Origin of the sequence: Serratia fonticola (assembly GCF_001006005.1) — a bacterium.
Taxonomy (GTDB): domain Bacteria; phylum Pseudomonadota; class Gammaproteobacteria; order Enterobacterales; family Enterobacteriaceae; genus Chania; species Chania fonticola.
In genome coordinates, this window is record NZ_CP011254.1 from 673,407 (window position 1) to 700,103 (window position 26,697).

A 26,697-nucleotide genomic window follows, 5' to 3' on the forward strand; every position below is an offset into this window, starting at 1 on the left:
CAGGCGGGCGCAGCATGCAGCGCCCCTACTTTTTAAGTCCGGAGCGGGAATGTCTACAACTCGCCAAATAAAAACGGCCCCTTTACAGGAGCCGCTTATCAACCTTACCAACCGCAGAAATTACTTCTTCTTGGCTTTCGGGTTTGGCAGATCGGTGATGCTGCCTTCGTAGATCTCTGCTGCCAAGCCTACGGATTCGTGCAGGGTTGGGTGAGCGTGGATAGTCAATGCGATATCTTCTGCGTCACAACCCATCTCGATTGCCAGACCGATTTCACCCAACAGCTCGCCGCCGTTGGTGCCGACAATCGCGCCACCGATGATACGATGCGTTTCTTTGTCGAAGATCAGTTTGGTCATACCGTCTGCACAGTCAGAAGCGATAGCACGGCCTGAAGCTGCCCACGGGAAGGTGGAAGTTTCGTAGCTGATGCCTTTCTCTTTGGCTTCTTTCTCAGTCATCCCTACCCATGCCACTTCTGGCTCGGTGTAAGCGATCGATGGGATCACTTTCGGGTCGAAGTAGTGCTTCATACCGGCGATAACTTCAGCAGCTACGTGGCCTTCATGCACGCCTTTGTGCGCCAGCATCGGTTGACCGACGATGTCACCAATCGCGAAGATGTGCGGCACGTTGGTACGCAGTTGTTTGTCGACGTGGATAAAGCCACGTTCGTCAACTTCTACACCGGCTTGGCCAGCGTCCAGCAGTTTACCGTTCGGCACACGGCCGATCGCTACCAGCACCGCGTCGTAGCGCTGTGGTTCTGCAGGGGCTTTTTTACCTTCCATCGTGACGTAGATGCCGTCTTCTTTGGCTTCTACCGCGGTCACTTTGGTTTCCAGCATCAGGTTGAACTGCTTGCTGATACGCTTGGTAAAGACTTTCACCACGTCTTTATCTGCAGCCGGGATCACCTGGTCGAACATTTCAACCACGTCGATCTGTGAACCCAGTGCATGGTATACGGTGCCCATTTCCAGGCCGATGATACCGCCGCCCATAACCAGCATGCGCTCTGGAACGGTTTTCAGCGCCAGTGCATCGGTGGAATCCCACACGCGTGGATCTTCATGAGGAATAAATGGCAGTTGGATCGGACGGGAGCCTGCGGCGATGATGGCATTGTCGAAGTTGATGGTAGTTGCACCATTCTCACCTTCAACCACTAGCGTGTTGGCGCCGGTGAATTTACCCAGGCCGTTGACCACTTTCACTTTGCGGCCTTTAGCCATGCCAGCCAGACCACCGGTCAGCTGATTGATGACTTTCTCTTTCCAGACGCGCACTTTGTCGATGTCGGTTTTCGGCTCGCCGAAAACGATGCCGTGCTCGGCCAGCGCTTTGGCTTCTTCGATCACTTTGGCAACGTGCAACAGTGCTTTGGAAGGAATACAGCCCACGTTCAGGCAAACACCACCCAGAGTGGAGTAACGCTCAACCAGAATGGTTTCCAGACCTAAGTCAGCGCAACGAAAAGCAGCGGAGTAACCTGCAGGGCCCGCCCCAAGTACCACGACCTGAGTTTTAATTTCAGTACTCATCATGACCTCTTAATTAGTTGTCCGGCGGGTCAGACGTCATTTTATCCCCTTCGTCTTTCAAGCTGCAGCGTTGTTGGTTTCATTCGTTCACCCCAGTCACTTACTCAAGTAGGCTACTGGGGACTCACGAACTTACCGCCTAACTGCAGCTTGAAATCCATTGGGCATATTATTAATCAATCTCATAACGCCCTTCATCCACCGGGACGCATACACCGCGAGCAGTTTACAGAATTGTTAATAATCTGCAAAGCGTGTTCGAGTGACCCGTGTCCCAACAATTCTGTCGAGTCATGCAAAACCCGACAAAACTGCTACTGAATTACTAAGGGCGCAGCATGCTGCGCCCTTTTTTCATTACATCACCAGACGGCGAATGTCGGCCAGCATGTTGTTGATGATGGTGATAAAGCGTGCACCATCAGCACCGTCAATCACACGGTGGTCGAAGGAGAGCGACATTGGCATCATCAGACGCGGAGTGAACTCTTTACCGTTCCAGACCGGCTCCATCGCAGACTTGGAGACACCCAGGATAGCCACTTCCGGCGCGTTAACAATCGGCGCGAAGTGAGTAGTCCCGATACCACCCAGGCTGGAGATGGTGAAACAACCGCCCTGCATTTCGCCTGCGGTCAACTTACCGTCACGCGCTTTTTTGGAGATCGCCATCAGTTCACGGGACAGCTCAGTGATGCTCTTCTTGTTCACATCCTTGAATACCGGAACCACCAGGCCATTTGGCGTATCTACCGCCACGCCGATGTTGATGTATTTCTTCAGCGTCAGCTTCTGGCCATCTTCGGACAGTGAGCTGTTGAAGCGTGGCATCTGCTCCAGGGCAGCGGCAACGGCCTTCATGATGAACACCACCGGGGTGAACTTCACGTCCAGCTTACGCTTGGCAGCTTCGTCGTTCTGCTGCTTACGGAACGCTTCCAGATCGGTGATATCGGTCTTGTCGAAGTGAGTCACGTGCGGGATCATCACCCAGTTGCGGCTCAGGTTGGCACCAGAGATTTTCTGGATGCGGCCCAGTTCAACTTCTTCGATCTCACCAAACTTGCTGAAGTCCACTTTCGGCCACGGCAGCATGCCTGGCAGGCCACCACCGGTAGCGGCAGGAGCGGCTTCGGCACGTTTGACCGCGTCTTTCACGTAAGCCTGAACGTCTTCGCGCAGGATACGGCCTTTACGACCGGTGCCCTTCACTTTCGCCAGGTTAACACCGAACTCACGCGCCAAGCGGCGGATGACTGGGGTAGCGTGAACGTAGGCGTCGTTTTCAGCGAACTCGCCTTTACCAGCGGCAGGTGCAGCCGCTTTGGCTTCCTGCTTGGCCGGAGCCGGAGCAGCTTCTGCTTTCTGGGCCGGAGCAGCGGCAGGTGCTGGTGCAGCGCCTTCCACCTCGAACACCATGATCAGAGAACCGGTTTTCACTTTGTCGCCGGTAGCGATTTTAATTTCTTTCACGGTGCCCGCGAACGGAGCCGGAACTTCCATAGAAGCCTTGTCACCTTCAACGGTGATCAGTGACTGCTCAGCGGCAACTTTATCGCCCACTTTCACCATCACTTCGGTCACTTCTACTTCGTCGCCACCAATGTCTGGCACTTCGACGTTTTTCGCCGCGCTTGCCGCAGGGGCAGCAGCCGGAGCCGCCTGGGTAGCCACAGCAGCAGGGGCAGCAGAAGCCGCGCCAGCCACTTCGAAGACCATAATCAGGGAACCGGTTTTCACTTTGTCACCGGTGTTGATTTTGATCTCTTTCACGGTACCGGCGAATGGCGCAGGCACTTCCATAGAGGCCTTGTCGCCTTCTACGGTGATCAGAGACTGCTCGGCAGTCACGGTATCGCCAACCTTCACCAGGATCTCGGTGACTTCAACTTCATCAGCGCCGATGTCTGGTACTTCAACATCTTTGGCTGCGGCAGCTGCAGGAGCTGCGGCTGGTTTTTCTTCAGCCTTGGCGGCTGGTGCGGCAGCGGCCGCACCTTCTGCTTCAAAGATCATCAGCAGTTTGCCAGTCTCGGTTTTATCACCGACGGCCACTTTGATCTCTTTCACCACGCCAGCCTGCGGCGAAGGCACTTCCATGGAGGCTTTGTCGCCTTCCACGGTGATCAGCGATTGTTCAACTTCAACCTTATCGCCAACCTTCACCAGGATCTCGGTGATTTCAACTTCATCTGCACCGATGTCCGGCACTTTGATTTCGATAGACATTGTTCAGTACCTCTTATGCCAGACGCGGGTTAACTTTTTCTGGGTTGATGTCGAATTTCTTAATCGCATCAGCGACCACAGAAGCTTCAATTTCACCGCGTTTAGCCAGTTCACCCAGAGCAGCAACCACCACGTAGGAAGCATCAACTTCGAAGTGGTGACGCAGGTTTTCGCGGCTGTCTGAACGACCGAAGCCGTCAGTACCCAGTACGCGATAATCGCTGGCTGGTACGAAAGTACGAACCTGCTCTGCGAACAACTTCATGTAGTCGGTAGAAGCTACCGCTGGCGCCTCGTTCATCACCTGAGCGATGTAAGGCACACGTGGGGTTTCGGTTGGGTGCAGCATGTTCCAACGCTCACAGTCCTGACCATCACGCGCCAGTTCGGTGAAGGAAGTTACGCTGTAGGTGTCAGAACCCACGCCGTAGTCTTTCGCCAGGATCTGCGCAGCTTCACGCACATGGCGCAGGATTGAGCCGGAGCCCAGCAGCTGTACTTTACCTTTGCTACCTTCCAGAGTTTCCAGCTTGTAGATACCTTTACGGATACCCTCTTCTGCGCCCTTCGGCATGGCTGGCATGTGGTAGTTTTCGTTCAGCGTAGTCAGGTAGTAGTAGACGTTTTCTTGCGCGTCACCGTACATACGTACCAGACCATCATGCATGATCACTGCCACTTCATACGCGTAAGCCGGATCGTAAGAGATGCAGTTAGGGATGGTCAGAGACTGAATGTGGCTGTGGCCATCTTCGTGCTGCAGACCTTCGCCGTTCAGGGTAGTACGCCCTGAAGTCCCGCCGATCAGGAAGCCACGCGCCTGTTGGTCACCCGCTGCCCAGCACAGGTCGCCAATACGTTGGAAACCGAACATGGAGTAGTAGATGTAGAACGGGATCATCGGCAGATTGTTGGTGCTGTAGGAAGTCGCTGCGGCCAGCCATGAAGAGGCAGCACCCAGTTCGTTGATACCTTCCTGCAGGATCTGGCCTTTCTCGTCTTCTTTGTAGTATGCAACCTGCTCACGGTCCTGCGGGGTGTACTGCTGGCCGTTCGGGCTGTAGATACCGATCTGACGGAACAGACCTTCCATACCGAAGGTACGCGCTTCGTCGGCGATGATTGGCACCAGGCGATCTTTGATCGACTTGTTCTTCAGCATCACGTTCAGGGCACGCACAAAGGCGATGGTGGTAGAAATTTCTTTGTTCTGCTCTTCCAGCAAGGAGCTGAAATCTTCCAGAGCTGGCATTTCCAGCTTCTCGGTGAATTTCGGCATGCGGGTTGGCACGTAGCCTTCCAGCGCCTGACGACGTTCGTGCAGATACTTGTACTCTTCGGAGTCTTTCTCGAAGGTGATGTATGGCAGTTTTTCGATATCGGCATCGGCCACTGGCACGTTGAAACGATCGCGGAAGTGGTGAACCCCTTCCATGTTCATTTTCTTCACCTGGTGAGCGATGTTTTTACCTTCCGCAGTTTCACCCATGCCGTAACCTTTGATGGTATGGGCCAGGATCACGGTTGGTTTACCTTGGGTATCCTGCGCTTTTTTCAGAGCAGCAAAGACTTTCTTCGGATCGTGACCACCACGGTTCAGAGACCAGATCTCGTCGTCGGTCATATCTTTGACCAGCGCAGCGGTTTCCGGGAAGCGGCCGAAGAAGTGCTCACGCACGTAAGCGCCGTCTTTGGATTTGAAGGTCTGGTAGTCGCCGTCCAGGGTTTCGTTCATCAGTTGGATCAGCTTGCCGCTGGTGTCTTTACGCAGCAGTTCATCCCAACGACCGCCCCAGATCACTTTCAGCACCTGCCAGCCAGCACCTGCGAAGATGCCTTCCAGCTCGTTGATGATCTTGCCGTTACCGGTAACCGGGCCGTCCAGACGCTGCAAGTTGCAGTTGATGACGAATACCAGGTTGTCCAGTTTCTCACGGGTTGCGATGGTAATCGCACCTTTGGATTCTGGTTCGTCCATCTCGCCGTCGCCCAGGAAGGCATAAACGGTCTGGCCAGAGGTGTCTTTCAGACCACGGTGTTCCAGATACTTGAGGAACTTGGCCTGATAGATGGCGCTGATTGGGCCCAGACCCATGGAGACGGTCGGGAACTGCCAGAATTCAGGCATCAGTTTTGGATGCGGGTAAGAGGACAGGCCTTTACCGTGCACTTCCTGACGGAAGTTGTTCATTTGATCTTCGGTCAGGCGGCCTTCAAGGAAGGCACGTGCATAAACGCCCGGAGAGATGTGGCCCTGGAAGTAAACCAGATCGCCGCCGTCTTTTTCGTTGCGAGCACGGAAGAAGTGGTTAAAGCAGACTTCATAGAAGGTCGCGGAAGATTGGAAGGAAGCCATGTGGCCGCCCAGATCCAGATCTTTCTTGGAAGCACGCAACACGGTCATCACGGCATTCCAACGGATAGCAGAACGAATACGACGCTCCAGATCCAGGTTGCCCGGGTATGCCGGTTCGTCTTCTACCGCGATGGTGTTGACGTAGTTGTTAGCCGCAGCACCAGCTGCAACGCTAACACCGCCCTTGCGGGCTTCTCCCAGCACCTGATCAATCAGGAACTGAGCGCGTTCAACACCCTCTTCACGGATGACCGATTCGATCGCCTGCAGCCAGTCGCGGGTTTCGATCGGATCCACGTCATTGTTTAAACGTTCTGACATGGTGGTATTCCTTATCTGTCTAATGGTTTGTTTGGAGCCTGTCTTCCTGCGCTCTATCGTAAAACGCACGAAGACAGGCTCATCAGTTTGGTTGCCGCTTAAGTACTTAACTAAGCACTCCGAGCTTTATCTCTACAAGCTGGTGTGCCTTGAAGAGAACCACTCTTAATCCTTGCGTTGCTGGAGACGCCGCAGCGATCGATCACGCCGGGTGTGTTCCCTGCTGAGATCCAGCAAAATTTCCTCGATAAACGCCAAATGGCGGTGCGAGGCTTCACGGGCCTTTTCAGGTTCGCGTGCCACAATCGCCTCAAAGATCCCGGCGCGATGGCTACTCACTGTTGCCAACATCTCACGGCGCGAGTAGAGCAATTCAAAGTTCTGACGAACGTTCTGTTCCAGCATCGGGCCCATACAGCGCAGCAGATGGAGTAACACAACGTTGTGGGCAGCCTCGGTCACGGCAATCTGGTATTGCATGACCGCGTCGGCTTCGGCGTCTAGATCGCCGCTGTCCTGAGCTTGCTGGATCACATGATGGCAGTCGCGGATGCGCGCCAGATCTTCGTCAGTCCCACGCAACGCCGCATAATAGGCAGCGATACCTTCGAGGGCATGACGGGTTTCGAGCAGATCGAATTGTGATTCAGGATGATCGGCCAGCAGCTCAGCCAGCGGATCGCTGAAGCTCTGCCACAGATTAGTTTGTACAAAGGTGCCGCCTCCCTGGCGACGCAGGAGCAGCCCTTTAGCTTCCAGACGCTGAATTGCCTCTCTCAGAGAAGGGCGGGAAACATCAAACTGTTTCGCCAGCTCGCGCTCTGGAGGCAGCTTTTCGCCTGGACGTAGCGTACCCTCGAGGATCAGGTATTCGAGCTGTTGCTCGATAACATCTGACAACTTGGGTTGGCGGATTTTGCTGTAGGCCATGGGTGATTTCTTCTCTGCGAAGTGCCCGGAGTCAATTGGTAATACCAATTTCAAAAACGTGACGGTAAAGTAACAAAGTATTCACCTCCTGTCCATATGGGCCTTGATCGAAATCATGAATGCCGCACATTTTAACACTTCAATCCATAAGCCTTTGCAAACCGGCAACTCAGCGTTGGTAATACCATTTACGAGGTAGCCGCCGAATTTAACTTTTGTGAAACCTCTGGTTAGAAGAATGCCCGGGTTATATGGCAAGGAGATTAAGGGTTATTTTCGCTTTACTACTGCTTTCCGAGCCCTGTCCTGTTAACAAAAAAACAACAACAATGGCGATTATTTTTGCCAATTCTGTGAGTTATTGCTTATTTCGTGCACGCAATCCCCCCGCTCGTCACACAACCCGCATTTTGTTGCCTAAACTGCTGCAATCTTCATCATTCGAACAACAAAGCAGGTGCAAACTTTCGCACATACCATTATTCTCTGCCAAACGGTAGCGACGCCGCGGAATTTATAGCTATAACGTCGTAAACAAAAAACAACACACATCGTAATCATTACTTTACGGTAATGAGCATTATGTCAGCACAGAGGGTTTCATTGATGGATGGTCAACAGCATGGCGACCAGCTGAAGCGCGGCCTGAAAAACCGCCATATCCAGCTGATCGCCTTAGGTGGCGCTATAGGTACCGGCCTGTTCCTCGGTATCGCTCAAACAATAAAAATGGCTGGCCCGTCGGTCATCCTTGGTTATGCAATTGGCGGTTTTATTGCCTTCCTGATCATGCGTCAACTCGGTGAAATGGTGGTAGAAGAGCCGGTGGCCGGTTCTTTCAGCCACTTCGCCTATAAATACTGGGGGAACTTCGCCGGTTTCGCGTCCGGCTGGAACTACTGGGTGCTGTACGTGCTGGTTGCCATGGCGGAACTGACCGCGGTGGGCATTTACGTGCAGTACTGGTGGCCGGAGATCCCCACCTGGATCTCCGCTGCCGTGTTCTTCCTGGCCATCAACGCCATCAACCTGTCGAGTGTGAAGGTCTATGGTGAAATGGAGTTCTGGTTCGCCATCATCAAAGTCGTCGCCATCATTGGCATGATCGTCTTTGGTGCCTACCTGCTGTTCAGCGGCCTCGGCGGCCCGGAAGCCAGCGTCACCAACCTGTGGGCCCAGGGCGGGTTCTTCCCGAACGGCACCATGGGGTTGCTCATGGCGATGGCGGTGATCATGTTCTCCTTCGGTGGATTGGAGCTGGTGGGCATTACCGCCGCCGAAGCCGATAACCCGGAAAAAAGCATCCCGAAAGCCACCAACCAGGTGATCTACCGCATCCTGCTGTTCTATATCGGTTCGCTGACTATTCTGCTGTCACTCTATCCGTGGGGCAAAGTGGTCGAAGGCGGCAGCCCGTTCGTGCTGATCTTCCATGCGCTGAACAGCAATATGGTCGCAACGGTGCTCAATATCGTGGTGCTGACGGCTGCGCTGTCGGTCTACAACAGCTGCGTCTATTGCAACAGCCGCATGCTGTACGGCTTGGCCAAACAGGGCAATGGCCCGAAAGCCCTGCTGAAAGTGGATAGCCGCGGTGTGCCGGTAGTTGCCATCGGTTTCTCTGCGTTGGCAACCGCACTGTGCGTGCTGATTAACTACCTGATCCCAGGCCGTGCCTTTGAGCTGCTGATGGCGCTGGTGGTGTCTGCCCTGGTGATCAACTGGGCGATGATCAGCCTGGCACACCTGAAATTCCGCAAGGCGAAAAACCATGAGGGCGTCGAGCCGAAGTTCAAAGCCTTCTGGTATCCGTTCAGCAACTATCTGTGCCTGGCCTTTTTGGCTGCCATTCTGGTGATCATGTATCTGACGCCGGGGATCCAGATTTCCGTGCTGCTGATCCCGGTATGGCTCGCTATTCTCGGTATCGGTTACTTCATCAAGCAGCGTGGCCAACAACCGGCCAGTGCCGCAAGCCGTTAATCTTGAATCAGTTTTCTCAGGCCCGCCAGCGCGGGCCTTTTTTTACCCTACGCTTTTTGCCAACTGGCTCACACTTTTTCCGCAGTGGCTGATTTGTCCATCTCTACAACCATTAATTTCTGATAGTTCACCGCCACGCAGGGCAATAATCGTTATCCAACAGTCCGATCCTGTCATCGCGGAGAAAATGTCCATGAAGAGCAATGCCCTATCGATAAAAGAAAAGATTGGCTACGGCATGGGAGACGCCGGTTGCAACATGATCGGCGGCGCAATCATGCTGTTCCTCAACTACTTCTATACCGATATCTTTGGCATTACCCCAGCACTGGTGGGGATTTTGCTGCTATCCGTACGCGTACTGGACGCCGTGAGCGATCCCATTATGGGAGCGATTGCCGATAGAACCCAAAGCCGTTTTGGCCGTTTCCGCCCTTGGCTGTTATGGATTTCCCTGCCTTACGTGCTATTTAGCGTATTGATGTTTACCACCCCGGAGTGGAGCTATAACAGCAAGGTGATTTACGCCTTTGTCACCTATTTCCTGATGTCGCTGACCTACACCGCCATCAACATTCCCTACTGCTCGCTGGGAGGCGTGATCACCGCCGACCCGCAAGAGCGCGTTTCCTGCCAGTCGTACCGTTTCATCATGGTCGGCATCGCAACGCTAATCCTCTCGCTAACCCTGTTGCCGATGGCGGAATGGTTCGGCGGGGCCGACAAGGCCAAGGGCTACCAAATGTCGATGGGCGTGATGGCGTTGATCGCACTGGCTATGTTCCTGTTCTGCTTTGCGACGGTGAAAGAACGTATCCGCCCGGCGGTGCCCACTCACGATGCGCTGAAGGCCGATCTGAAAGACGTGTGGAAAAACGATCAGTGGGTACGCATTCTGTTGCTGACTTTCTGCAACGTTTGCCCCGGCTTTATTCGCATGGCCGCCACCATGTATTACGTCACCTACGTCATGCAGCAATCCACCTCGTTCGCCAGCCTGTTTATCGCCTTGGGCGTGGTCGGTATGATGATCGGCAGCGCCCTGGCCAAGCCGTTAACCGACCGCTTCTGCAAGCTGAAGGTATTCTTCTGGACCAACATCGTGCTGGCCATCTTCTCCAGCGGCTTCTACTTCCTCAATCCGCAGTTGACCTCGCTGATCGTGGTGGCCTACTTCCTGCTGAATATCCTGCATCAGATCCCTTCCCCGCTGCACTGGTCGCTGATGGCCGACGTGGACGACTACGGCGAATGGAAAACCGGCAAGCGCATCACCGGTATCAGCTTCTCCGGTAACCTGTTCTTCCTGAAGGTCGGGCTGGCGGTAGCCGGGGCAATGGTGGGTTTCGTGATGTCTTACTCCGGCTATCAGGCCGATGCAGGAGCTCAAAGCGCCGGGGCACTGCAGAGCATCGTCTTGCTGTTTACCGTGATCCCTGGCGTGGGCTACCTGATCACCGCTGGCGTGGTCCGTTTGCTGAAAGTGGATCGCAACCTGATGTCACAGATCCAGAGCGATCTGGAAAAGCGCCGCGTCAATTATCAGGAACTGGCGGAATACCGCGAACAACAGCTCGAAGCCAAACACTCTTGAGAGGAACAGATGTCTATTTACCCTAACCCACTGATTGAACAGCGTGCCGATCCCTTTATCTATCGCCATAGCGACGGCTATTACTATTTTATCGCCTCGGTGCCGGAGTACGATCGCCTGGAACTGCGCCGCGCTCGGCAACTGACGGAGCTTGCACAGGCCCCAGCGCAGGTCATCTGGCGTAAACCCGCGTCTGGGCCTATGAGCAACCTGATCTGGGCACCTGAGCTGCACGTTATCGACGGTAAGTGGTATGTCTACTTTGCGGCGGCCCATAGCCCGGAGATTGCCGACGGCCTGTTCCAGCATCGCATGTTTGCGCTGGAGTGCAGCGCCGCCAACCCGCTGGAGGGAGAATGGGTAGAGAAAGGGCGTATTGCAACCCCGATCGACAGCTTCTCGCTCGATGCCACTCACTTTGAGCATCAGGGAAAGCACTATTATCTCTGGGCGCAGCAAGACCCGCAGATCCGGGGAAACTCCAACCTGTATCTGGCAGAAATGGCCAATCCCTGGACGCTAACAGGGGCCCCGGTGATGCTGAGCAAACCGGAGTTGCCTTGGGAAACCATTGGGTTTTGGGTGAACGAAGGCCCGGCGGTGATCAAACACGGTAAGCGGATCTTCATCAGCTACTCGGCCAGCGCCACCGACGAGAATTATTGCATCGGCCTGCTGTGGGCAGACATCGATGCCGATCTCCTCGATCCGACACAATGGCATAAGGCCAGCGAACCGGTGTTTCGCACCAGCTATGCCAACCGCCAGTTCGGCCCAGGACACAACAGTTTTACCGTGGATGAGCAGGGTAATGACGTGCTGGTCTACCACGCCCGCAATTACACCGAAATAGAAGGCGATCCGTTATACGATCCGAATCGCCATACGCGGATTAAAACTCTGGAGTGGGATGCCGAAGGAATGCCACTGTTTGGCGTTCCTCCGGCAGATAATCACTAGCCCACAGTTGACGGGGTTAATGAGCTTTGCGCAGTGCCTTCACCTGCTCGGCGGTGATATCCGCCGGCAGTCCGCCCCAGGTGACACGCAGGTAATTCACCAGCTCGGCAATTTGCGCATCATCCAGACGATCGGCAAAGCCCGGCATGCTCTGCATGCTTTCGTTGCCGGGGAATTGCTGAGCTGGTAGCCCATCCAGCACCGAAACGATCAGGTTCTTGCCGTCTGGTTGGCGTAGCGTGGCATTATCACGCATCGCCACCGCCACATGCGGTATACCTGCACCATCACGCTCATGGCAGGCGGAGCACTGATCGAGATAGGTGATACGCCCGGCATCGCTGCCCTGCCCGATCTTAGCGGCCACCGGCTGCGGTGGCTTGTCGCCCATCAGGTAGGTCACCAACGCCCGATGATCTTCCGGCGTCAAATGACGAGTGCTGAGATCGACCACCATGTGCATTTCGCTAAACGCCGAGCCCTGCGGCGCTAACCCGGTGCTCAGGAAACGGCTCAGATCCTCTGGCGTCCAGCCGCGCTGTGCCAAAGCCTGTGGCGTGATATCCGGCGCGATAAAGCGCCCCAGATCGCCGCCCTGCATCGGCTTGTTCACTTCCATCTGCCCCAGCATGCCCCGTGGCGTATGACATTCGCCACAGTGGCCAAGCACGTCAGACAGGTAACGGCCACGCTGCCATTCAGCGGAGTTCCCTTGCGAGCTGGCTGGTAACGGATCGCTGTTGCGGAACAGCAAATTCCAACCGATCAACGCCATCCGCTGGTTGAACGGGAACGGCATCTCGTTGGCTGGAATGGCTACGTCCACCGCCGGGCGCGACATCAGATAGGCATAAATAGCATCCGCATCCTCACGCGAAATGCCTTTGTAGGAGGTATAAGGCATCGCCGGGTACAGATGGCGACCACCCGGAGCCACCCCCTGCGTCAACGCCAGGAAGAAGTCATCCTTGGTCCAACGGCCAATCCCCTGGTCGGCAGAAGGCGTCAGGTTGCTGCCATAAATGGTGCCGAATGGAGTATCCAGAGGATAGCCACCCGCTAGCGGTGCTCCACCAGCGGCGGTATGGCAAGCGGCGCAGTCGGCAGCCTGCGTCAGATAACGCCCACGGGCAATCTGTTCGCTGCTGGAGGTAACCTGCTGGACTGGGCCGTCGTAGCTGCGGTTTTCTCGCCACCACAGCACGGCGATGACAATCGCCGCAATCAGCACAATCAACAATGCGAGACGTTTTTTCATTACGCCGTCTCCTTCAGCAGGCCAGGGGTTTTCAACACTACGTCACGCACCGCTTCGTAATAACGGACATAGCCAGTGCAACGGCAGATATGGTTTTCCAACGCCTGCTCAATCGCGCCTTCCAACTGATCGCGCGGAATTGGCTCGCGCTTGAGCTTCTCGACAAAGATGGTGGCCGCATTGACAAAGCCCGGCGTGCAATAGCCGCACTGGAAGCTGTAATGATCGAGGAACGACTGTTGGATCGGAGAGAGTTCAACCACTTCGCCCTGATTATCCACCTCCGCATGGCCTTCGATGGTGCGTACCTGTTTGCCATTGAAAAAGTGAGCGCCGGTGATACAGGTACGGATTTCTTCGCTGGTGCCGCTTGGATGGTCGAGGATCGCCACGCAGGCGTGGCAGATGCCCTGCCCGCAGCCGAGACGTGAGCCGGTCAGATCGAGATATTCATGCAGAAAATCGATCATCATCAGCCCTTCCGGTACCTCGACGGGGCCATATTGTTTGCCGTTAACGGTCAGGGTAATGGGTTGGGTTTTAATGCTCATGGTAACACCTCAAGAATATTTTCGGCACGGACAGGCAAATCACGGAAACGATGGCCGGTGGCGTGGGCAATGGCGTTAACCAATGCGGCGACCACTGGGATCATGACGACTTCCGCCATTCCTTTCGGCGGATCGGTTTCCGACAGCGCAGGCAGGATGTCACCGGTCTGTTTCCAGACCGCCACATCGCTGGCGCGCGGCAAATGGTAACGGTTAAAGTTCCAGGTACCGTTACCTGGCCCATCTTCGTACAGCGGTAAATACTCATGCAGCGCATGGCCAATACCCATCGCCAAACCGCCCTGCAACTGGCCAGAAACCAGCTCAGGCACGATCAGGTTGCCACACTCCATAATCGAATGATGGTTCAGCAGTTCAACCTTGCCGGTAGCGATATCCACCGCTATTTCCGTCAACGTACCCACGGCGCTGTAATAGGTCACAGCCGCGTTATTACGCTGGGTTGGCGGGTAATAAACCTGCTCACGTGCCAGGGTGCTGAATTCACCGTTGCCAATGCGTACCGACAAGCCGTCGACAGGCAGGCGCTCGCTGTGATTATTCAGCTTGAAGTCCGCTTCCGCCCACTGCCAGCGGTTGAAGACGTGCACCACTGCGCCAGTCAGGTTACCCATCTGATAGGCTTTCTTAGCCAACAGCTCAAACGGCAATATCTGCATCCCGGCCGCCGTCAGGCCACCTTCGACCCAGCGAGCATCTTCTTTACGCACCACCAGCGGTGCCGCCTGGCCACCACCAATACCAGACTGCCAGATAGACAGCGCGGCAGGCCACAGCCCTTGTTCAAACACCAACCGGGCCGCTTCACGCGTGCTGTGCGAGAAATAGTAAGCGGAGTTGCTGGCGCTGGAAGGTGAGCAGTAGCTTGGCGTCCAGTTCGGATTGGTTTGCAGCTTGTCCTGCTCATCCTGCGACATCGTGTAGGGATCGCCGCTGGTCACCATCGGTAACAGCGCCCAATCAGTCACCGAGAAATGAGCCTCATCCGCCGGTTTACCCAGCCATTGCGCACATAGCACCGACTGCGACGTTGACATGCCGGTGCCCATTTCGGCCCCGCTGTGAAACAGCGAGATACGCCCGTCTTCGCTGAACTCCACACGAGCAAAAGAGGTTTCAGCCCCGGTGCCAAAGTCTTTCTGTACACAGCCAAAGCCTACGCCATAGCGTTTGCCGGGATTCTGGCTCTCAAACTCCACCTTGCGTTCGGCGCGTTTGCGCCACATCTCATGCTGTGAGGCTTTCACCAGCACTTCATCGGCGCGAATAGCCCCTGCCGGGATCGCCCCCTGAGTGTTTTTCATGCCGGACTTGAGCACGTTGCGCAAACGAAACTCGATCGGGTCGAGCTTCAGCTCTTGTGCCAATTCGTCCATCATCATCTCGGTGGCGGCCATGCTTTGCAACGTGCCGTAACCGCGTGCGGAACCCGCATCGATGGCACGAGAGGCCAGCCCGACCGAGGAAAGATCGCTTTTCGGGAAGTAGTAAATCGACTGGGCCGCCGTAGCGCCAACCATCACCACCGATGGCGTAAAGTTACAGCGCCCGCCACCGTCGGCGGTCATCGCCCCTTGGAAGGCCTGCAATACGCCGGTCTGCTTGTCTACCGCAATGCGGTAATCCATATCGAAGGCATGGCGCTTGATCGAGGTCTGGAACTGCTCATAGCGGTCATTAGCCAGCCGCACCGGTAGCCCGTCACCGTACAACGCTGCAACCGCACCGTAATATGGGAAGTTATAGTGATCTTTCGAGCCGTAGCCCACGGTGTAACAAGGGTGCAGGATCAGCTGTTTGACCGGCTGATGACGTTTGGCCAACATGCGTGGCATTTCGTCCGCCACCTCCTGCGGGGACTGGGTCGGGATCACCAGGTGCAGGGTCTGGCTGGCAGTATCAAACCAGCCATTGGCGTTGTCCGGCTCCAGGGCCGAAGTATCAACGGATTGCGTGGTATAGCGGCGTGACATTACCAACCAGTCCTGCGGTGGGGTTTGCAGTTGGTCGGCAATCATCCCAGCGTAATACATGCCTTCCTGATCCAGCTTGCCGCCCTCACGCCCTTCCGGCCACACCGGCAGGTGTCTGCGCATTGACAGCGGGAAGATAGGAGTGTCTTTCAGGCTGGAGAAGCGATCGTCATCGAATGGCTTTTCGCCCCCGACGCGCACGTAGCGGAAGCTACCCCAAGGATCGCGCTGTAACGGGCCGGTTTCAGTACCATACTGGATCACTTCGTCGTGGAATTTCAGCTTGTCTTTGGCAAAGCGGAAACGAGCAAAATCATGATAAATCAGGATTGCCACCGCATGGCCGAGATAGGCTGGGGTTTTCCCTGTGGGCAGCAGCATGTCATCGCCATAAAACGCCGGGAAGGCCAAGCCATCTCGCTCGAGATCTTCTGCCGTAACTAAACGATCCGGTTGCAGATCGTCCCCCAGCAAGGAGAGATCGATGCCGGTAAACAGACGATCGGCTTTGGTGGCGCGCAGAATAAAGGCATGAGCCTGCTGCTGCGGCCAGTGCGGCATATCAACGGCACGAATATCGCGGGCAAACACTTTCTGGCCCATGACCTTGGAGCGGCCATCGATACGGTAGCGAATGCGTTTAGTCTGCGCATCCCAGTTGGGCGATTGCAGGATCTTCTGCTCAAACAGCGCGGCATAGGCGCGGCTGTACAGAGGCGCGAGGTAAACAGACACCCCCGCTATCACGGCACCCTTGATAAAGCGGCGTCGTGACGGGTTGAAATTGCTCATAAAATATCCTTTACGTTCTTATCTACCCCTAGCATCCAGATACGGCATTAGCGCCTTAACCCGAAGGCTGGAGGTAAGTCGTTTTTTTTATCGGTTTTGTTGCGCAACCGCTAGTAACCTTGCCGAAGACGTTATAATCATAAGCTTATAACCAAAAATATGTGAGTATTAACATTTTGTTTTCATAAAATGAAACACTTGGAAACATATAATGCCTCTATAGTGTGGCTGATTTGCGCAAACGTGGGCAAAAGAGATGACGACAGGTATCGTGATTACCGCCGCCGGGCGGGGTGAGCGTTTTATTCAGGCCGGTGGCAGTGGCAACAAGCTTAATGCCCTATTGCAGGGCAAGACGGTGTTCGAACAGACGCTGCAACAGGCGCTGGCCTCCGGTTTACCGGTACGGGTCGTCACCCGGCCAGAAAACCTGCCGGTGCAACAGGCTTGTGCTGCGCATCAGGTTCCCTGCACCTTACTGGCCAGCGGTGGGCTGGGTGAGTCTATTGCCGCTGGCGTTGCCGCAACGGCAGAATGGGATGGCTGGCTGATCCATTTGGCGGATATGCCGTTTGTCTCGCCGCAGATCTTTGTACAGGTAGCCGCAGCCCTGAGCCAACACAGTATCGTTCGCCCCAGTTTCCAGCACCATCCCGGCCACCCGGTGGGCTTCACCGCCATTTTGCGCAAACAACTGTGTGCGCTGCATGGCGATAATGGTGCGCGAGAGCTGCTACGCAGTCACGGGGGGGTTTACCTGCTCCATCTCGACCAACCGGGCATCGTGCAAGATATCGATCTCCCTTCCCAGCTAGTAGCAAACGAGTCCATTAATTAATGCAACACCTTGATATCACCGTAGTCAGCCAGGCAATCAACTGGCTGGAACAGCAGCCGGTATGGCTGTGTACCGTATTGAACACTTATGGCTCATCACCACGTTCTCCTGGCGCGTTGATGGTGGCTACCCGCGACGGACACTATTGTGGATCGTTATCCGGTGGCTGCGTGGAAGAGGACTTTTTACGCCGTCTGGCAGAAGGGGAATATCAAGCCGCCAGCCAGGTGATCCGCTACGGTGCTGGCGGGCTAACCCCCAGCGTGGCGCTGCCCTGTGGTGGCGTGCTGGACGTATTGATCGAGCATCTGCCCGCGGGCCCTGCCAGCATTAGCTACTTGCGCAATATCGCCGAGGCGTTGGCCGGCCATCATGCCCTGGTCAAACACCTGACCTTGCCCAATGCCTGTAGCGCGCTGGAAACCACCAGCTTTGCCAGCGCCACCCAGGTCGTGCGCAACCAACAGGAGATCCAGTTGCACATCGCCGCCGCTCCTCGGTTGCTGATTGCCGGGCTTTCCAGCGTGGCGCTGTATTGCGCCGACTTTGCCAGCGCACTCGGCTTTGAAGTGCTGGTATGCGAAAGCCGTCCGGAAGCTCTGGAGAACTTCGCTACGCAGCTCAAACCGCATATCACCCTGCTGCGCCAGTTCCCGGCCAAATTCATTGAGGAAGGCGGTTGCCACGCCAACACCGCAATTGTGGCGCTGACCCACGATCCGCGCATGGATGACTTAACCCTGATGGAGGCGATCCACACCCCGGCATTTTACATCGGTGCGATGGGTTCCCAACGGAACAGCGATCGCCGCCGCCAACGGCTGCAACAGATCGCCGAATTCAGCCCGCAGGAACTCGGCCGTATCCATGCGCCGATCGGCCTGCCGCTTGGCAGTAAAACTCCAGCGGAGATCGCGCTGGCCGTGATGGCCGATATCGTGCAGCAGAAGAACCAACACCGCCAACCCAGTTGAATACCTGACGCAATCCTTCCCGCGATGGCAAATCATTTGCTGGCCAAAAAATGAAAGCGATTACACAAATTAACATCAAAAATCACCAACCACACCTTAACCCATAGTTTAACATCTCATATTCATGATGTTAAATGACAATCCATAAACACACCAAGTGTAAGCGATTACACTAAATGTGATCGATAGCACGTTAAATCATCACCCAGACCAATAACATAGCCTACTAACGAATCACCTATCTGGTTAACCGAGGCCGTTATGAGTACATCATCAACAAGCAAAGGCAGATCGAATGCCCAAATGACCTTCTTTGTCTGTTTTCTGGCAGCACTGGCAGGCTTATTGTTTGGACTGGATATCGGCGTGATCGCCGGAGCATTACCTTTTATTGCTCATGAGTTCCAAATCACTTCCCAGCAACAAGAATGGGTGGTGAGCTCAATGATGTTTGGCGCAGCGGTTGGCGCTGTCGGCAGTGGCTGGCTCTCTTACCGGCTGGGGCGCAAATACAGCCTGATGATTGGCGCCGTGCTGTTTGTCATTGGCTCGCTTTGCTCTGCTTTCGCCCCCAACAACGATGTGCTGCTGATTTCCCGCGTTCTGCTCGGCCTGGCAGTAGGCATCGCATCCTTCACTGCCCCACTGTACCTTTCTGAAATCGCGCCTGAGCGCATTCGCGGTAGCATGATTTCCATGTACCAGTTAATGATTACGATAGGGATCCTGGGGGCTTATCTGTCCGATACGGCTTTCAGCTACAGCGGTTCATGGCGCTGGATGCTGGGTATCATCACCCTTCCGGCTTTGTTGCTGTTCGTTGGCGTGTTCTTCCTGCCCCGCAGCCCTCGCTGGTTAGCGTCACGTGGCCGTGATGCAGAAGCCAGGAAAGTGCTGGAAATGCTGCGAGATACGACTGAACAGGCGAAAGCCGAACTGGATGAGATCCGTGAAAGCCTGAAAATAAAGCAAAGCGGTTGGGCACTGTTCAAAGACAACAAGAATTTCCGCCGTGCGGTCTATCTTGGCGTATTGCTTCAGGTCATGCAGCAGTTCACCGGCATGAATGTCATCATGTATTACGCGCCGAAAATTTTCGATCTGGCCGGTTTTGCCAGTACAGCGCAACAAATGTGGGGAACGGTGATCGTCGGGTTAGTGAACGTGCTGGCAACCTTTATTGCCATCGGCCTGGTGGATCGTTGGGGCCGTAAACCTACGCTGAAGCTGGGCTTCCTGGTGATGGCCATCGGCATGGGGACATTGGGTACCATGATGAATATCGGCATGGATACGCCTGCGGCTCAATACTTCGCGATACTGATGTTGCTGATGTTTATTGTCGGTTTTGCCATGAGTGCCGGCCCGCTGATTTGGGTATTGTGTTCAGAGATCCAACCGCTTAAAGGCCGTGATTTCGGTATCACCTGCTCAACGACGGTAAACTGGATCGCCAACATGATCGTGGGGGCCACCTTCCTGACTATGCTCAACACCCTGGGCAGCGCGCATACCTTCTGGATCTATGCCGGGCTGAACCTGGTATTTATCTTCATTACCATTGCTCTGATACCTGAAACCAAAAATATCTCTCTGGAACATATCGAGCGGAATTTGATGGCTGGGAAACCACTACGGGAGATTGGTTCACACTGATCGAGGTCTTTGATTACCGCCCGTTTCGGGCGGTATTTACATCCGCAATGACAATCAGGAGCGCGGACTGGTTTTCTCTGCAAAGGCTTTGTCTGGCACTATCGGAATTAGATACTCATATTCCAGGTACAGCTCTTCGTCACCATCTAGCGAGTAGCTATGCTGCGCGATATCGTACCCTTCCCGGCGTACCAGATTAAACTGCGGCAGAAGTTTGGTATAAACGCTGGCGATATACTCGTGAAGGGCCACTGGCTTGCCAGCATAGCGAAAGCGGCAATAACCGCCGCTGATTTCCGGTAGTTCCAGCAACGATTTACCTTTGGCGATGGTTTTATCTACCGCCACAAAATAGTCGACCTTCACCCGCTCACCATCGGGCGTAAAATTGGTTAGCGCATAAAGTTTGTCTGGATTTAATTTAAACTCATCACAAAAACGATCCTTTATTCCATCACGAATTGTCGCGTGGGATTCGCCCAACTGTTCAATATCGATGTGATAAGAATAATACTGACCGACCAGCGAGTAGCTGTCTGGTTTAACCTCAACATAGTCAATAGAGATATCGCTGGGTTGATTCAGCGACAGCGATTGCACCAGATGGCTGAAGTCACAATTCTGGGCCTTACGGTAGGCGCTAGGTGTGACAGAGAAATGTTTTTTGAAACAGCGTGAGAATGTCTGTTGGGAATCGAACTGATACTCCAACGAAATATCCAGAATGCTTTTTTGCGTAAAGCGTAATGAGAAGGCCGCCAGATAGAGGCGACGGGCGCGGATATAAGCAGCAAGGGGCAGGTTGGTCTGTTGGCGGAACATGCGCTGCAGATACCATTTAGAGTAGCCGGATTTCTCGCAAACAATATCCAGGGATAGTGGATTGCGTAGGTTGTTTTCTATCCAGACCAGTAATTCTTTGATATGTGTTTCCTGCGTCACCATTACTTTTCCTAGCCAAAATTGTCCACGGCAATGGTATACAGATTTATTTAGAGCGTCCAAAGCGACGACACTATTTTACAAAGGCTGACGAATTCATCACAAACATCGCAGCTTGTTACTCAAAGAACAAGCCGCCCACCGGGGGCGGCTATCAATCAGCTTACTTCACACAGCGCGTACATTGAGATTCCTGGATCTTCTGGAAGAAATCATTACCTTTGTCATCTACCAGAATAAAGGCCGGGAAATCTTCCACTTCGATTTTCCAGATCGCTTCCATACCCAGTTCAGGATATTCCACGCACTCCAGGCTCTTGATGCTCTGCTGTGCCAGCACCGCCGCCGGGCCACCAATGCTGCCAAGATAGAATCCGCCGTGCTTGTGGCAGGCATCCGTCACCTGCTGGCTGCGGTTACCTTTGGCCAGCATGATCATGCTGCCGCCGTGTGACTGCAACAGATCGACATAGGAGTCCATGCGCCCTGCCGTAGTTGGCCCCAGAGAACCTGAAGCATAGCCTTCTGGCGTTTTGGCCGGGCCCGCGTAGTAGATCGGGTGATCTTTCACATACTGCGGTAAACCTTCGCCACGATCCAGGCGCTCTTTCAGCTTGGCGTGGGCAATATCACGCCCAACGATGATGGTGCCGCTCAGGGAAAGGCGGGTAGACACCGGATACTGTGACAGCTGCTTGAGGATATCAGCCATTGGGCGGTTCAGATCCACCTTGATCGCTTCCCCTTCACCCGCGCGGCGCAGTTCCTGTGGAATAAATTTACCTGGGTTATGCTCCAGTTTCTCCAGCCAGATCCCCTCACGGTTGATCTTGCCTTTGATATTCCGGTCGGCGGAGCAGGAAACCCCCATCCCCACCGGGCAAGAAGCGCCGTGGCGTGGCAAACGCACTACACGCACGTCGTGGGCAAAGTATTTGCCGCCAAACTGTGCACCCAGGCCCAAATTCTGGGCTTCTTTCAGCAGTTCCTCTTCCAGCGCCACATCGCGGAACGCCTGGCCGTGTTCGTTGCCTTCGGTTGGCAACGCATCATAGTATTTGGTTGAAGCCAGCTTCACGGTCTTCAGCGTGGCTTCCGCCGAAGTGCCGCCAATCACAAAGGCCACGTGATACGGTGGGCAGGCCGCGGTGCCCAGAGTACGCATCTTGTCGACCAGATAGTCTTTCAACTTACCTGGGGACAGCAGCGCCTTGGTTTCCTGATACAGGTAGGTTTTGTTGGCCGAACCACCGCCCTTGGCGATACACAGGAATTTATACTCGTCACCATCCACGCTGTAGAGATCGATCTGCGCAGGCAGGTTGCTGCCGGTATTGACCTCCTGGTACATATCCAGCGCGGCGTTTTGCGAATAGCGCAGGTTGTCTTCGATAAAGGTGTTGTACACCCCACGCGACAGGGCTTCTTCGTCCCCACCACCGGTCCAGACGCGCTGGCCCTTTTTACCCATGATGATCGCCGTGCCGGTATCCTGGCAGGTTGGCAAAATACCCTTGGCGGCGATTTCTGAGTTACGCAAAAATTGCAGCGCAACGTACTTGTCGTTCTCACTGGCATCGGGGTCGTTGAGGATATCCGCCACCTGCTGCTGGTGCGCAGGGCGCAACATGAACGAGGCGTCGTGGAAAGCGTGCTGGGCGAGCAGGGTCAGGGCTTGCGGGTCAACCTTGAGGACTTCCTGGCCGGCAAATTCGCCGACGGAAACGTGGTCACGGCTTAGCAGATAGTATTCGGTATCGTCTTTCTTCAGCGGGAACGGATCTTGATAATGGAACGGTTTATTCGACATTGATCTCTCACTTGCAACATCAGCTGCGTTAAATTCACACTTACCCAGCGTGCTCGGGGCGCGCTGCGTCAAAAAAACTCCCCACACCTTACGTATTTTTAGGTAGTCAGTTATTGCGCCAAATCGCAAAATAACCTCTATTAACGTAAGGACTTAACGCTGGCGATGTTTTTCTGACCTCATCCGGTGAGAACTGCGGGTACAGACTCATCATGCACGGATTATTATCCCGCAGTTAACACAATGATTACAATCTGTGTGAGTCGATCGGCTTATCATTGTGGGAAAATAGCGTTGCGACAATTGCCTTGCTGCCTCATGTCCACACCACGCCGTTTTCAGCAATGACCTGGTATCAGATTGCTGACAAAGTGGCAATATTGCTGAATTGGTCGGGATCTATCTATACCAGTATTTGCTAACCCATTGATTATCCAGACGGGCGCAGCATGCAGCGCCCCTACATTGTTAGCCCGGTGAGGGTTTGTCAGCAGTCTCTGGTATACGGCTATTTTTTCTTCCCCGGTAGAGTCGCCTTGAGCTCCTCTACCGAGATCCCTCCTGCCACACTCCCCGGCACTGGCATCCGCAAAATATGATTTTTGATCTTGCCAATCACATGCATCTCACATGGCTTGCAGTCAAATTTCAACGTCAACACCTCACCTTGATGTACCAACTGCATCGGCGATGCCCGCCCCTTCACACCCTGCACACCCTTGGCCTGTTTAGGGCAGAGGTTGAAGGCGAAGCGCAGGCAGTGCTTGGTGATCATTACCGGTACATCCCCTTTTTCTTCGTGCGCCTCGAAGGCGGCATCAATCAATGTGACACCATAACGCTGGTAGAACTTACGCGCCTTCTGGTTATAAACATTGGCAAGAAACGTCAGGTGCGTATCCGGATAAACCGGCGGCGGGACGGAAACCGGTTTGCGGTCGCCGCGTTCGTTTACCGCCAGGCGTGCGGCGTCCAGCGCTTCCACCGCATCGCGGCGCAGTTGGTTGACCTGGCTGTTGGGTATGAAGCAAACCATCGGCAGATCAATATGAACGTCACGCGGGTAATAAAGGCTTTGCCCCAGTTTGCTCAGTCCGTCACGCAGTGTGACAAGCGCTTTCTCCGGCTGGTTGGCGGCGCCGAATTCGCCCTGCAGCGTATGGCTGACGCTGATGCCCTCTTCGCTGATCAGGGTTAGCGTCACTCCGTCGCTGCTTTGTGTCAGCAGAATATCGACAGCGATGCGGCGTTCCGATGAGGTTTTTAGCAGCGCCTGTTGCCAGTTGTGATCGAGGTTACGATTAAGTGGATGATTTGGGCGCAGCTTATCCAGACCCGCCGGCATTTCGTTAGGCCAAACCCGGTAGCGCCCTTCAGCAATTTTATCCGCCTTATTAGCACGGAAGCCGACGATATCGCGCTTGATCAGCACGTTAAGTCCATCACCGTTGGTCAGCGATTCTTTTACTTCCACGTCCAGATGATCTTTACCCACCTTTAGCACCTCTCCTACAGGCAGGCCAATGAACTTGGGTGAGTCAAAGGCACCAATATCCATCTGGCGTTGGTTAACGAAGTAATCGGTACTGCCACGGTGGAAGGTTTTATCCGGCGACGGAATAAAAAAGTGTTCCGTGCGACCTGACGATGCCGGCGTCAGATCGGAACGATCGTTGAGAATGGCATCCAGGTGCTGACGATAGTACGCAGTGATGTTTTTCACATAGCTCATATCCTTATAACGCCCTTCAATCTTGAATGAGCGAACACCGGCGTCGATCAACGCCGTCAGGTTGCGGCTTTGATCGTTGTCTTTCATCGACAGCAGATGCTTTTCATACGCAACTACCCGCCCCTGCTCATCTTTCAGGGTGTAAGGAAGCCGGCACGCCTGCGAACAGTCGCCACGGTTGGCACTGCGTCCGGTCTGGGCGTGGGAAATGTTACACTGGCCGGAGAAGGCCACGCACAACGCGCCATGGATGAAAAACTCGACGGCGGCGTCAACGTTGTCACTGATAGCTTTTATCTGAGTGAGATTCAGCTCACGTGCCAACACCAATTGGGAAAAACCGGCATCGGACAGGAAACGAGCCTTCTCTACGCTACGGATGTCGGTCTGGGTACTGGCATGCAGCTCAAAGGGTGGAATATCCAGCTCCAGGATCCCCATATCTTGCACGATAAGCGCATCGACTCCGGTGTCATACAGTTGATGGATCAAGCGGCGTGCTGGCTCCAGCTCGTTATCATGCAAAATGGTGTTGAGGGCGATGAACACTTTGGCCCGGTAGCGGCGGGCAAATTCAACCAGTCCGGCGATATCGCTCAGGCTGTTGCCAGCATTATGGCGGGCGCCGAAACCTGGGCCACCGATATAGATCGCATCGGCCCCGTGCAAAATAGCTTCACGGGCGATACCTGCATCGCGGGCGGGGCTGAGTAATTCAATCTGGTTCGGTAAAAGCATGGTTATCGCCGTTAGGGTAAGGGGAAAAATCGCTGCTATTGTAGACACAAGCCTCGTACATACAAGCCTTGCGTGACGGTTAAGAGCCCATAGACTTTTCCTTACTGCCCCGTTGCCAGCCGCCGCATCATTGCTTAAGCTAGCGCCACTATGAACAGAGTAAGAATCCCCATTGCGCTGCAACAGGCGGTAATGCGCTGCCTGCGAGACAAGTTGCAGCTGGCGCGGCAGCATTTTGCCGTCGAGTTCCCAGAGCCCAAGATCCTGTATCAGCAACGCGGCACCAGCGCGGGCACCGCCTGGCTGCAAGCCTGGGAAATCCGCCTCAACCCGGTGCTGCTGATGGAAAACCAACAGCCGTTTATCGACGAAGTGGTCCCCCATGAGTTGGCTCATCTGCTGGTCTTCCGCCAGTTTGGCCGCGTGCCGCCGCATGGCCGGGAATGGCGCTGGATGATGGAAAACGTATTGCAGGTTCCGGCCAGCCGTACCCACCAGTTTGAGACCCGTTCGGTACAGAGCAAAACCTTCCCTTACCGCTGCGATTGCCAGCAGCATCAGCTGACCCTGCGCCGCCATAATCGGGTGATGCGCGGCGAGAGCGAATACCGCTGCCGCCAGTGTGGTGAAAAGCTGACATTTTCCGGTTAGTCAAAGCCGTTAACAATCATATTTATAAGTTAAAACAATCCATTATCTCTATTTGCACCTGTCGGTGACTTCCGTTACCCTGCCTGCCTTTCCAATTTTGAGCTGTTTTGGAATATGCATCGCAAAATTTTATTTTTAGTCGTATTGACGGCCTCCAGCGGCACGCTAGCCAAGGGGATTAATAACTTTACCCAGGCCAAGGCTGCTGCCGCCAAAATCAACCAGGACGCCCCAGGCAGCTTTTATTGTGGCTGCAAGATCGACTGGCAAGGTAAGAAAGGTATTCCCGATCTCGGTAGCTGTGGCTATCAGGTGCGTAAAAATGCCCAACGCGCCGAGCGTATCGAGTGGGAACATGTGGTTCCGGCCTGGCAGTTCGGCCATCAGTTACAGTGCTGGCAACAGGGTGGGCGTAAAAACTGCAACAAGGATCCGGTTTATCGCCAGATAGAGATCGACTTGCACAACCTGCAACCTGCCATCGGTGAAGTCAACGGTGACCGCAATAACTTTATGTACAGCCAGTGGCGGGGTGGCGAAGGGCAATACGGACAGTGCCAGATGAAGGTAGACTTCAAGAACAAGCAGGCCGAGCCACCGGCCCGTGCGCGAGGCGCCATCGCCCGCACCTACTTCTACATGCGCGATCGCTACCAGTTACCGCTTTCACGCCAGCAAACCCAGCTGTTTGAAGCCTGGAACCGCCAGTATCCGGTCAACACTTGGGAATGCCGACGTGAAGCACACATCGCCATGGTACAAGGGAATCACAACCCTTATATTCAACAGGCTTGTCAGCAGCGAAAAGGCTGACCTACTATAGTGCTTTCGCGCTGCCATCGG

Annotated in this window: 18 protein-coding genes; 8 read left to right on the forward strand and 10 right to left on the reverse strand. The window is 54.6% G+C overall.

The window, feature by feature from the left end:
• Window positions 1-120: 120 nt before the first annotated feature.
• From lpdA to pdhR, 4 genes are all read right to left on the reverse strand, one after another.
• Entirely contained in the window at window positions 121-1,545 is a 1,425-nt protein-coding gene (gene lpdA, locus WN53_RS02880; protein ID WP_024484019.1) for a dihydrolipoyl dehydrogenase, read from the reverse strand.
• Window positions 1,546-1,902: 357 nt separating this feature from the next.
• On the reverse strand, window positions 1,903-3,774 hold the full coding sequence (gene aceF, locus WN53_RS02885; protein WP_046808001.1) for a pyruvate dehydrogenase complex dihydrolipoyllysine-residue acetyltransferase: 1,872 nt from the start codon (window positions 3,772-3,774) through the stop codon (window positions 1,903-1,905).
• 13 nt (window positions 3,775-3,787) lie between these two features.
• Window positions 3,788-6,451 (reverse strand): pyruvate dehydrogenase (acetyl-transferring), homodimeric type, encoded by a 2,664-nt coding sequence (gene aceE, locus WN53_RS02890; RefSeq protein ID WP_024484020.1) that lies wholly within the window; start codon window positions 6,449-6,451, stop codon window positions 3,788-3,790.
• A 165-nt stretch (window positions 6,452-6,616) separates the two neighbouring features.
• On the reverse strand, window positions 6,617-7,381 hold the full coding sequence (pdhR, locus tag WN53_RS02895) for a pyruvate dehydrogenase complex transcriptional repressor PdhR (RefSeq protein WP_021179689.1): 765 nt from the start codon (window positions 7,379-7,381) through the stop codon (window positions 6,617-6,619).
• A gap of 606 nt (window positions 7,382-7,987) precedes the next feature.
• Here pdhR and WN53_RS02900 point away from each other — a divergent pair.
• The 3 genes from WN53_RS02900 to WN53_RS02910 all read left to right on the forward strand — a co-directional run bounded on the left by WN53_RS02900 (window position 7,988) and on the right by WN53_RS02910 (window position 11,918).
• Window positions 7,988-9,364, forward strand: a complete 1,377-nt coding sequence (locus WN53_RS02900; protein ID WP_024484021.1) for an amino acid permease — start codon at window positions 7,988-7,990, stop codon at window positions 9,362-9,364.
• Window positions 9,365-9,557: 193 nt separating this feature from the next.
• Window positions 9,558-10,958, forward strand: coding sequence for a glycoside-pentoside-hexuronide (GPH):cation symporter (locus WN53_RS02905; protein WP_024484022.1), 1,401 nt, complete (start codon window positions 9,558-9,560; stop codon window positions 10,956-10,958).
• A gap of 9 nt (window positions 10,959-10,967) precedes the next feature.
• Window positions 10,968-11,918: a glycoside hydrolase family 43 protein gene (locus WN53_RS02910; RefSeq protein ID WP_024484023.1), complete on the forward strand. Its 951-nt coding sequence runs from the start codon at window positions 10,968-10,970 to the stop codon at window positions 11,916-11,918.
• Between the two features lie 16 nt (window positions 11,919-11,934).
• Here the strand turns inward: WN53_RS02910 and WN53_RS02915 are convergent, their stop codons facing one another.
• Genes WN53_RS02915 through WN53_RS02925 form a run of 3 tightly spaced genes read right to left on the reverse strand, consistent with a single transcriptional unit; the run spans window position 11,935 to window position 16,513 of the window.
• On the reverse strand, window positions 11,935-13,176 hold the full coding sequence (locus tag WN53_RS02915; RefSeq protein WP_024484024.1) for a c-type cytochrome: 1,242 nt from the start codon (window positions 13,174-13,176) through the stop codon (window positions 11,935-11,937).
• Window positions 13,176-13,727, reverse strand: a complete 552-nt coding sequence (locus tag WN53_RS02920) for a (2Fe-2S)-binding protein (protein ID WP_024484025.1) — start codon at window positions 13,725-13,727, stop codon at window positions 13,176-13,178. Before WN53_RS02920 ends, WN53_RS02915 begins: the two co-directional genes overlap by 1 nt.
• Entirely contained in the window at window positions 13,724-16,513 is a 2,790-nt protein-coding gene (locus WN53_RS02925) for a xanthine dehydrogenase family protein molybdopterin-binding subunit (RefSeq protein ID WP_024484026.1), read from the reverse strand. Before WN53_RS02925 ends, WN53_RS02920 begins: the two co-directional genes overlap by 4 nt.
• A gap of 256 nt (window positions 16,514-16,769) precedes the next feature.
• Between WN53_RS02925 and WN53_RS02930 the strand changes: the two genes are divergently transcribed.
• From WN53_RS02930 to WN53_RS02940, 3 genes are all read left to right on the forward strand, one after another.
• The gene (locus tag WN53_RS02930; protein WP_024484027.1) at window positions 16,770-17,351 is read left to right on the forward strand and encodes a nucleotidyltransferase family protein; all 582 of its coding nucleotides are present in this window, start codon (window positions 16,770-16,772) and stop codon (window positions 17,349-17,351) included.
• Window positions 17,351-18,325 carry an XdhC family protein gene (locus WN53_RS02935; protein WP_024484028.1) on the forward strand — a complete coding sequence of 325 codons (975 nt, stop codon included), beginning with the start codon at window positions 17,351-17,353 and terminating at the stop codon, window positions 18,323-18,325. The genes WN53_RS02930 and WN53_RS02935 overlap by 1 nt, the downstream gene beginning before the upstream one ends.
• A 261-nt stretch (window positions 18,326-18,586) precedes the next feature.
• Window positions 18,587-19,981 (forward strand): sugar porter family MFS transporter, encoded by a 1,395-nt coding sequence (locus WN53_RS02940; RefSeq protein WP_024484029.1) that lies wholly within the window; start codon window positions 18,587-18,589, stop codon window positions 19,979-19,981.
• Between the two features lie 54 nt (window positions 19,982-20,035).
• On the opposite strand, the gene WN53_RS02945 is transcribed toward WN53_RS02940, so the two are convergent.
• The 3 genes from WN53_RS02945 to WN53_RS02955 form a co-directional block, all read right to left on the reverse strand.
• Window positions 20,036-20,926, reverse strand: coding sequence for a helix-turn-helix domain-containing protein (locus WN53_RS02945; protein ID WP_024484030.1), 891 nt, complete (start codon window positions 20,924-20,926; stop codon window positions 20,036-20,038).
• A 160-nt stretch (window positions 20,927-21,086) separates the two neighbouring features.
• Window positions 21,087-22,733: a class I fumarate hydratase FumA gene (gene fumA / locus WN53_RS02950; protein ID WP_024484031.1), complete on the reverse strand. Its 1,647-nt coding sequence runs from the start codon at window positions 22,731-22,733 to the stop codon at window positions 21,087-21,089.
• Window positions 22,734-23,241: 508 nt separating this feature from the next.
• The gene (locus WN53_RS02955) at window positions 23,242-25,203 is read right to left on the reverse strand and encodes a peptidase U32 family protein (RefSeq protein ID WP_024484032.1); all 1,962 of its coding nucleotides are present in this window, start codon (window positions 25,201-25,203) and stop codon (window positions 23,242-23,244) included.
• Window positions 25,204-25,353: 150 nt separating this feature from the next.
• On the opposite strand from WN53_RS02955, the gene WN53_RS02960 reads away from it, so the two are divergent.
• Window positions 25,354-25,854 carry a SprT family zinc-dependent metalloprotease gene (locus WN53_RS02960; protein ID WP_021806282.1) on the forward strand — a complete coding sequence of 167 codons (501 nt, stop codon included), beginning with the start codon at window positions 25,354-25,356 and terminating at the stop codon, window positions 25,852-25,854.
• 114 nt (window positions 25,855-25,968) lie between these two features.
• Window positions 25,969-26,667 carry a deoxyribonuclease I gene (gene endA, locus WN53_RS02965; RefSeq protein WP_024484033.1) on the forward strand — a complete coding sequence of 233 codons (699 nt, stop codon included), beginning with the start codon at window positions 25,969-25,971 and terminating at the stop codon, window positions 26,665-26,667.
• The last annotated feature ends 30 nt before the right edge of the window (window positions 26,668-26,697 follow it).

Excerpts from the sequence above, each read along its gene's own strand:
- WN53_RS02905 (WP_024484022.1), top strand. The coding sequence starts at position 9,558 with ATGAAGAGCAATGCCCTATCGATAAAAGAAAAGATTGGCTACGGCATG.
- aceF (WP_046808001.1), bottom strand. The coding sequence starts at position 3,774 with ATGTCTATCGAAATCAAAGTGCCGGACATCGGTGCAGATGAAGTTGAA.
- WN53_RS02930 (WP_024484027.1), top strand. The coding sequence starts at position 16,770 with ATGACGACAGGTATCGTGATTACCGCCGCCGGGCGGGGTGAGCGTTTT.
- WN53_RS02925 (WP_024484026.1), bottom strand. The coding sequence starts at position 16,513 with ATGAGCAATTTCAACCCGTCACGACGCCGCTTTATCAAGGGTGCCGTG.
- lpdA (WP_024484019.1), bottom strand. The coding sequence starts at position 1,545 with ATGAGTACTGAAATTAAAACTCAGGTCGTGGTACTTGGGGCGGGCCCT.
- pdhR (WP_021179689.1), bottom strand. The coding sequence starts at position 7,381 with ATGGCCTACAGCAAAATCCGCCAACCCAAGTTGTCAGATGTTATCGAG.
- WN53_RS02900 (WP_024484021.1), top strand. The coding sequence starts at position 7,988 with ATGGATGGTCAACAGCATGGCGACCAGCTGAAGCGCGGCCTGAAAAAC.
- fumA (WP_024484031.1), bottom strand. The coding sequence starts at position 22,733 with ATGTCGAATAAACCGTTCCATTATCAAGATCCGTTCCCGCTGAAGAAA.
- WN53_RS02910 (WP_024484023.1), top strand. The coding sequence starts at position 10,968 with ATGTCTATTTACCCTAACCCACTGATTGAACAGCGTGCCGATCCCTTT.
- WN53_RS02945 (WP_024484030.1), bottom strand. The coding sequence starts at position 20,926 with ATGGTGACGCAGGAAACACATATCAAAGAATTACTGGTCTGGATAGAA.
- WN53_RS02915 (WP_024484024.1), bottom strand. The coding sequence starts at position 13,176 with ATGAAAAAACGTCTCGCATTGTTGATTGTGCTGATTGCGGCGATTGTC.
- WN53_RS02920 (WP_024484025.1), bottom strand. The coding sequence starts at position 13,727 with ATGAGCATTAAAACCCAACCCATTACCCTGACCGTTAACGGCAAACAA.
- WN53_RS02940 (WP_024484029.1), top strand. The coding sequence starts at position 18,587 with ATGAGTACATCATCAACAAGCAAAGGCAGATCGAATGCCCAAATGACC.
- WN53_RS02960 (WP_021806282.1), top strand. The coding sequence starts at position 25,354 with ATGAACAGAGTAAGAATCCCCATTGCGCTGCAACAGGCGGTAATGCGC.
- WN53_RS02935 (WP_024484028.1), top strand. The coding sequence starts at position 17,351 with ATGCAACACCTTGATATCACCGTAGTCAGCCAGGCAATCAACTGGCTG.
- WN53_RS02955 (WP_024484032.1), bottom strand. The coding sequence starts at position 25,203 with ATGCTTTTACCGAACCAGATTGAATTACTCAGCCCCGCCCGCGATGCA.
- endA (WP_024484033.1), top strand. The coding sequence starts at position 25,969 with ATGCATCGCAAAATTTTATTTTTAGTCGTATTGACGGCCTCCAGCGGC.
- aceE (WP_024484020.1), bottom strand. The coding sequence starts at position 6,451 with ATGTCAGAACGTTTAAACAATGACGTGGATCCGATCGAAACCCGCGAC.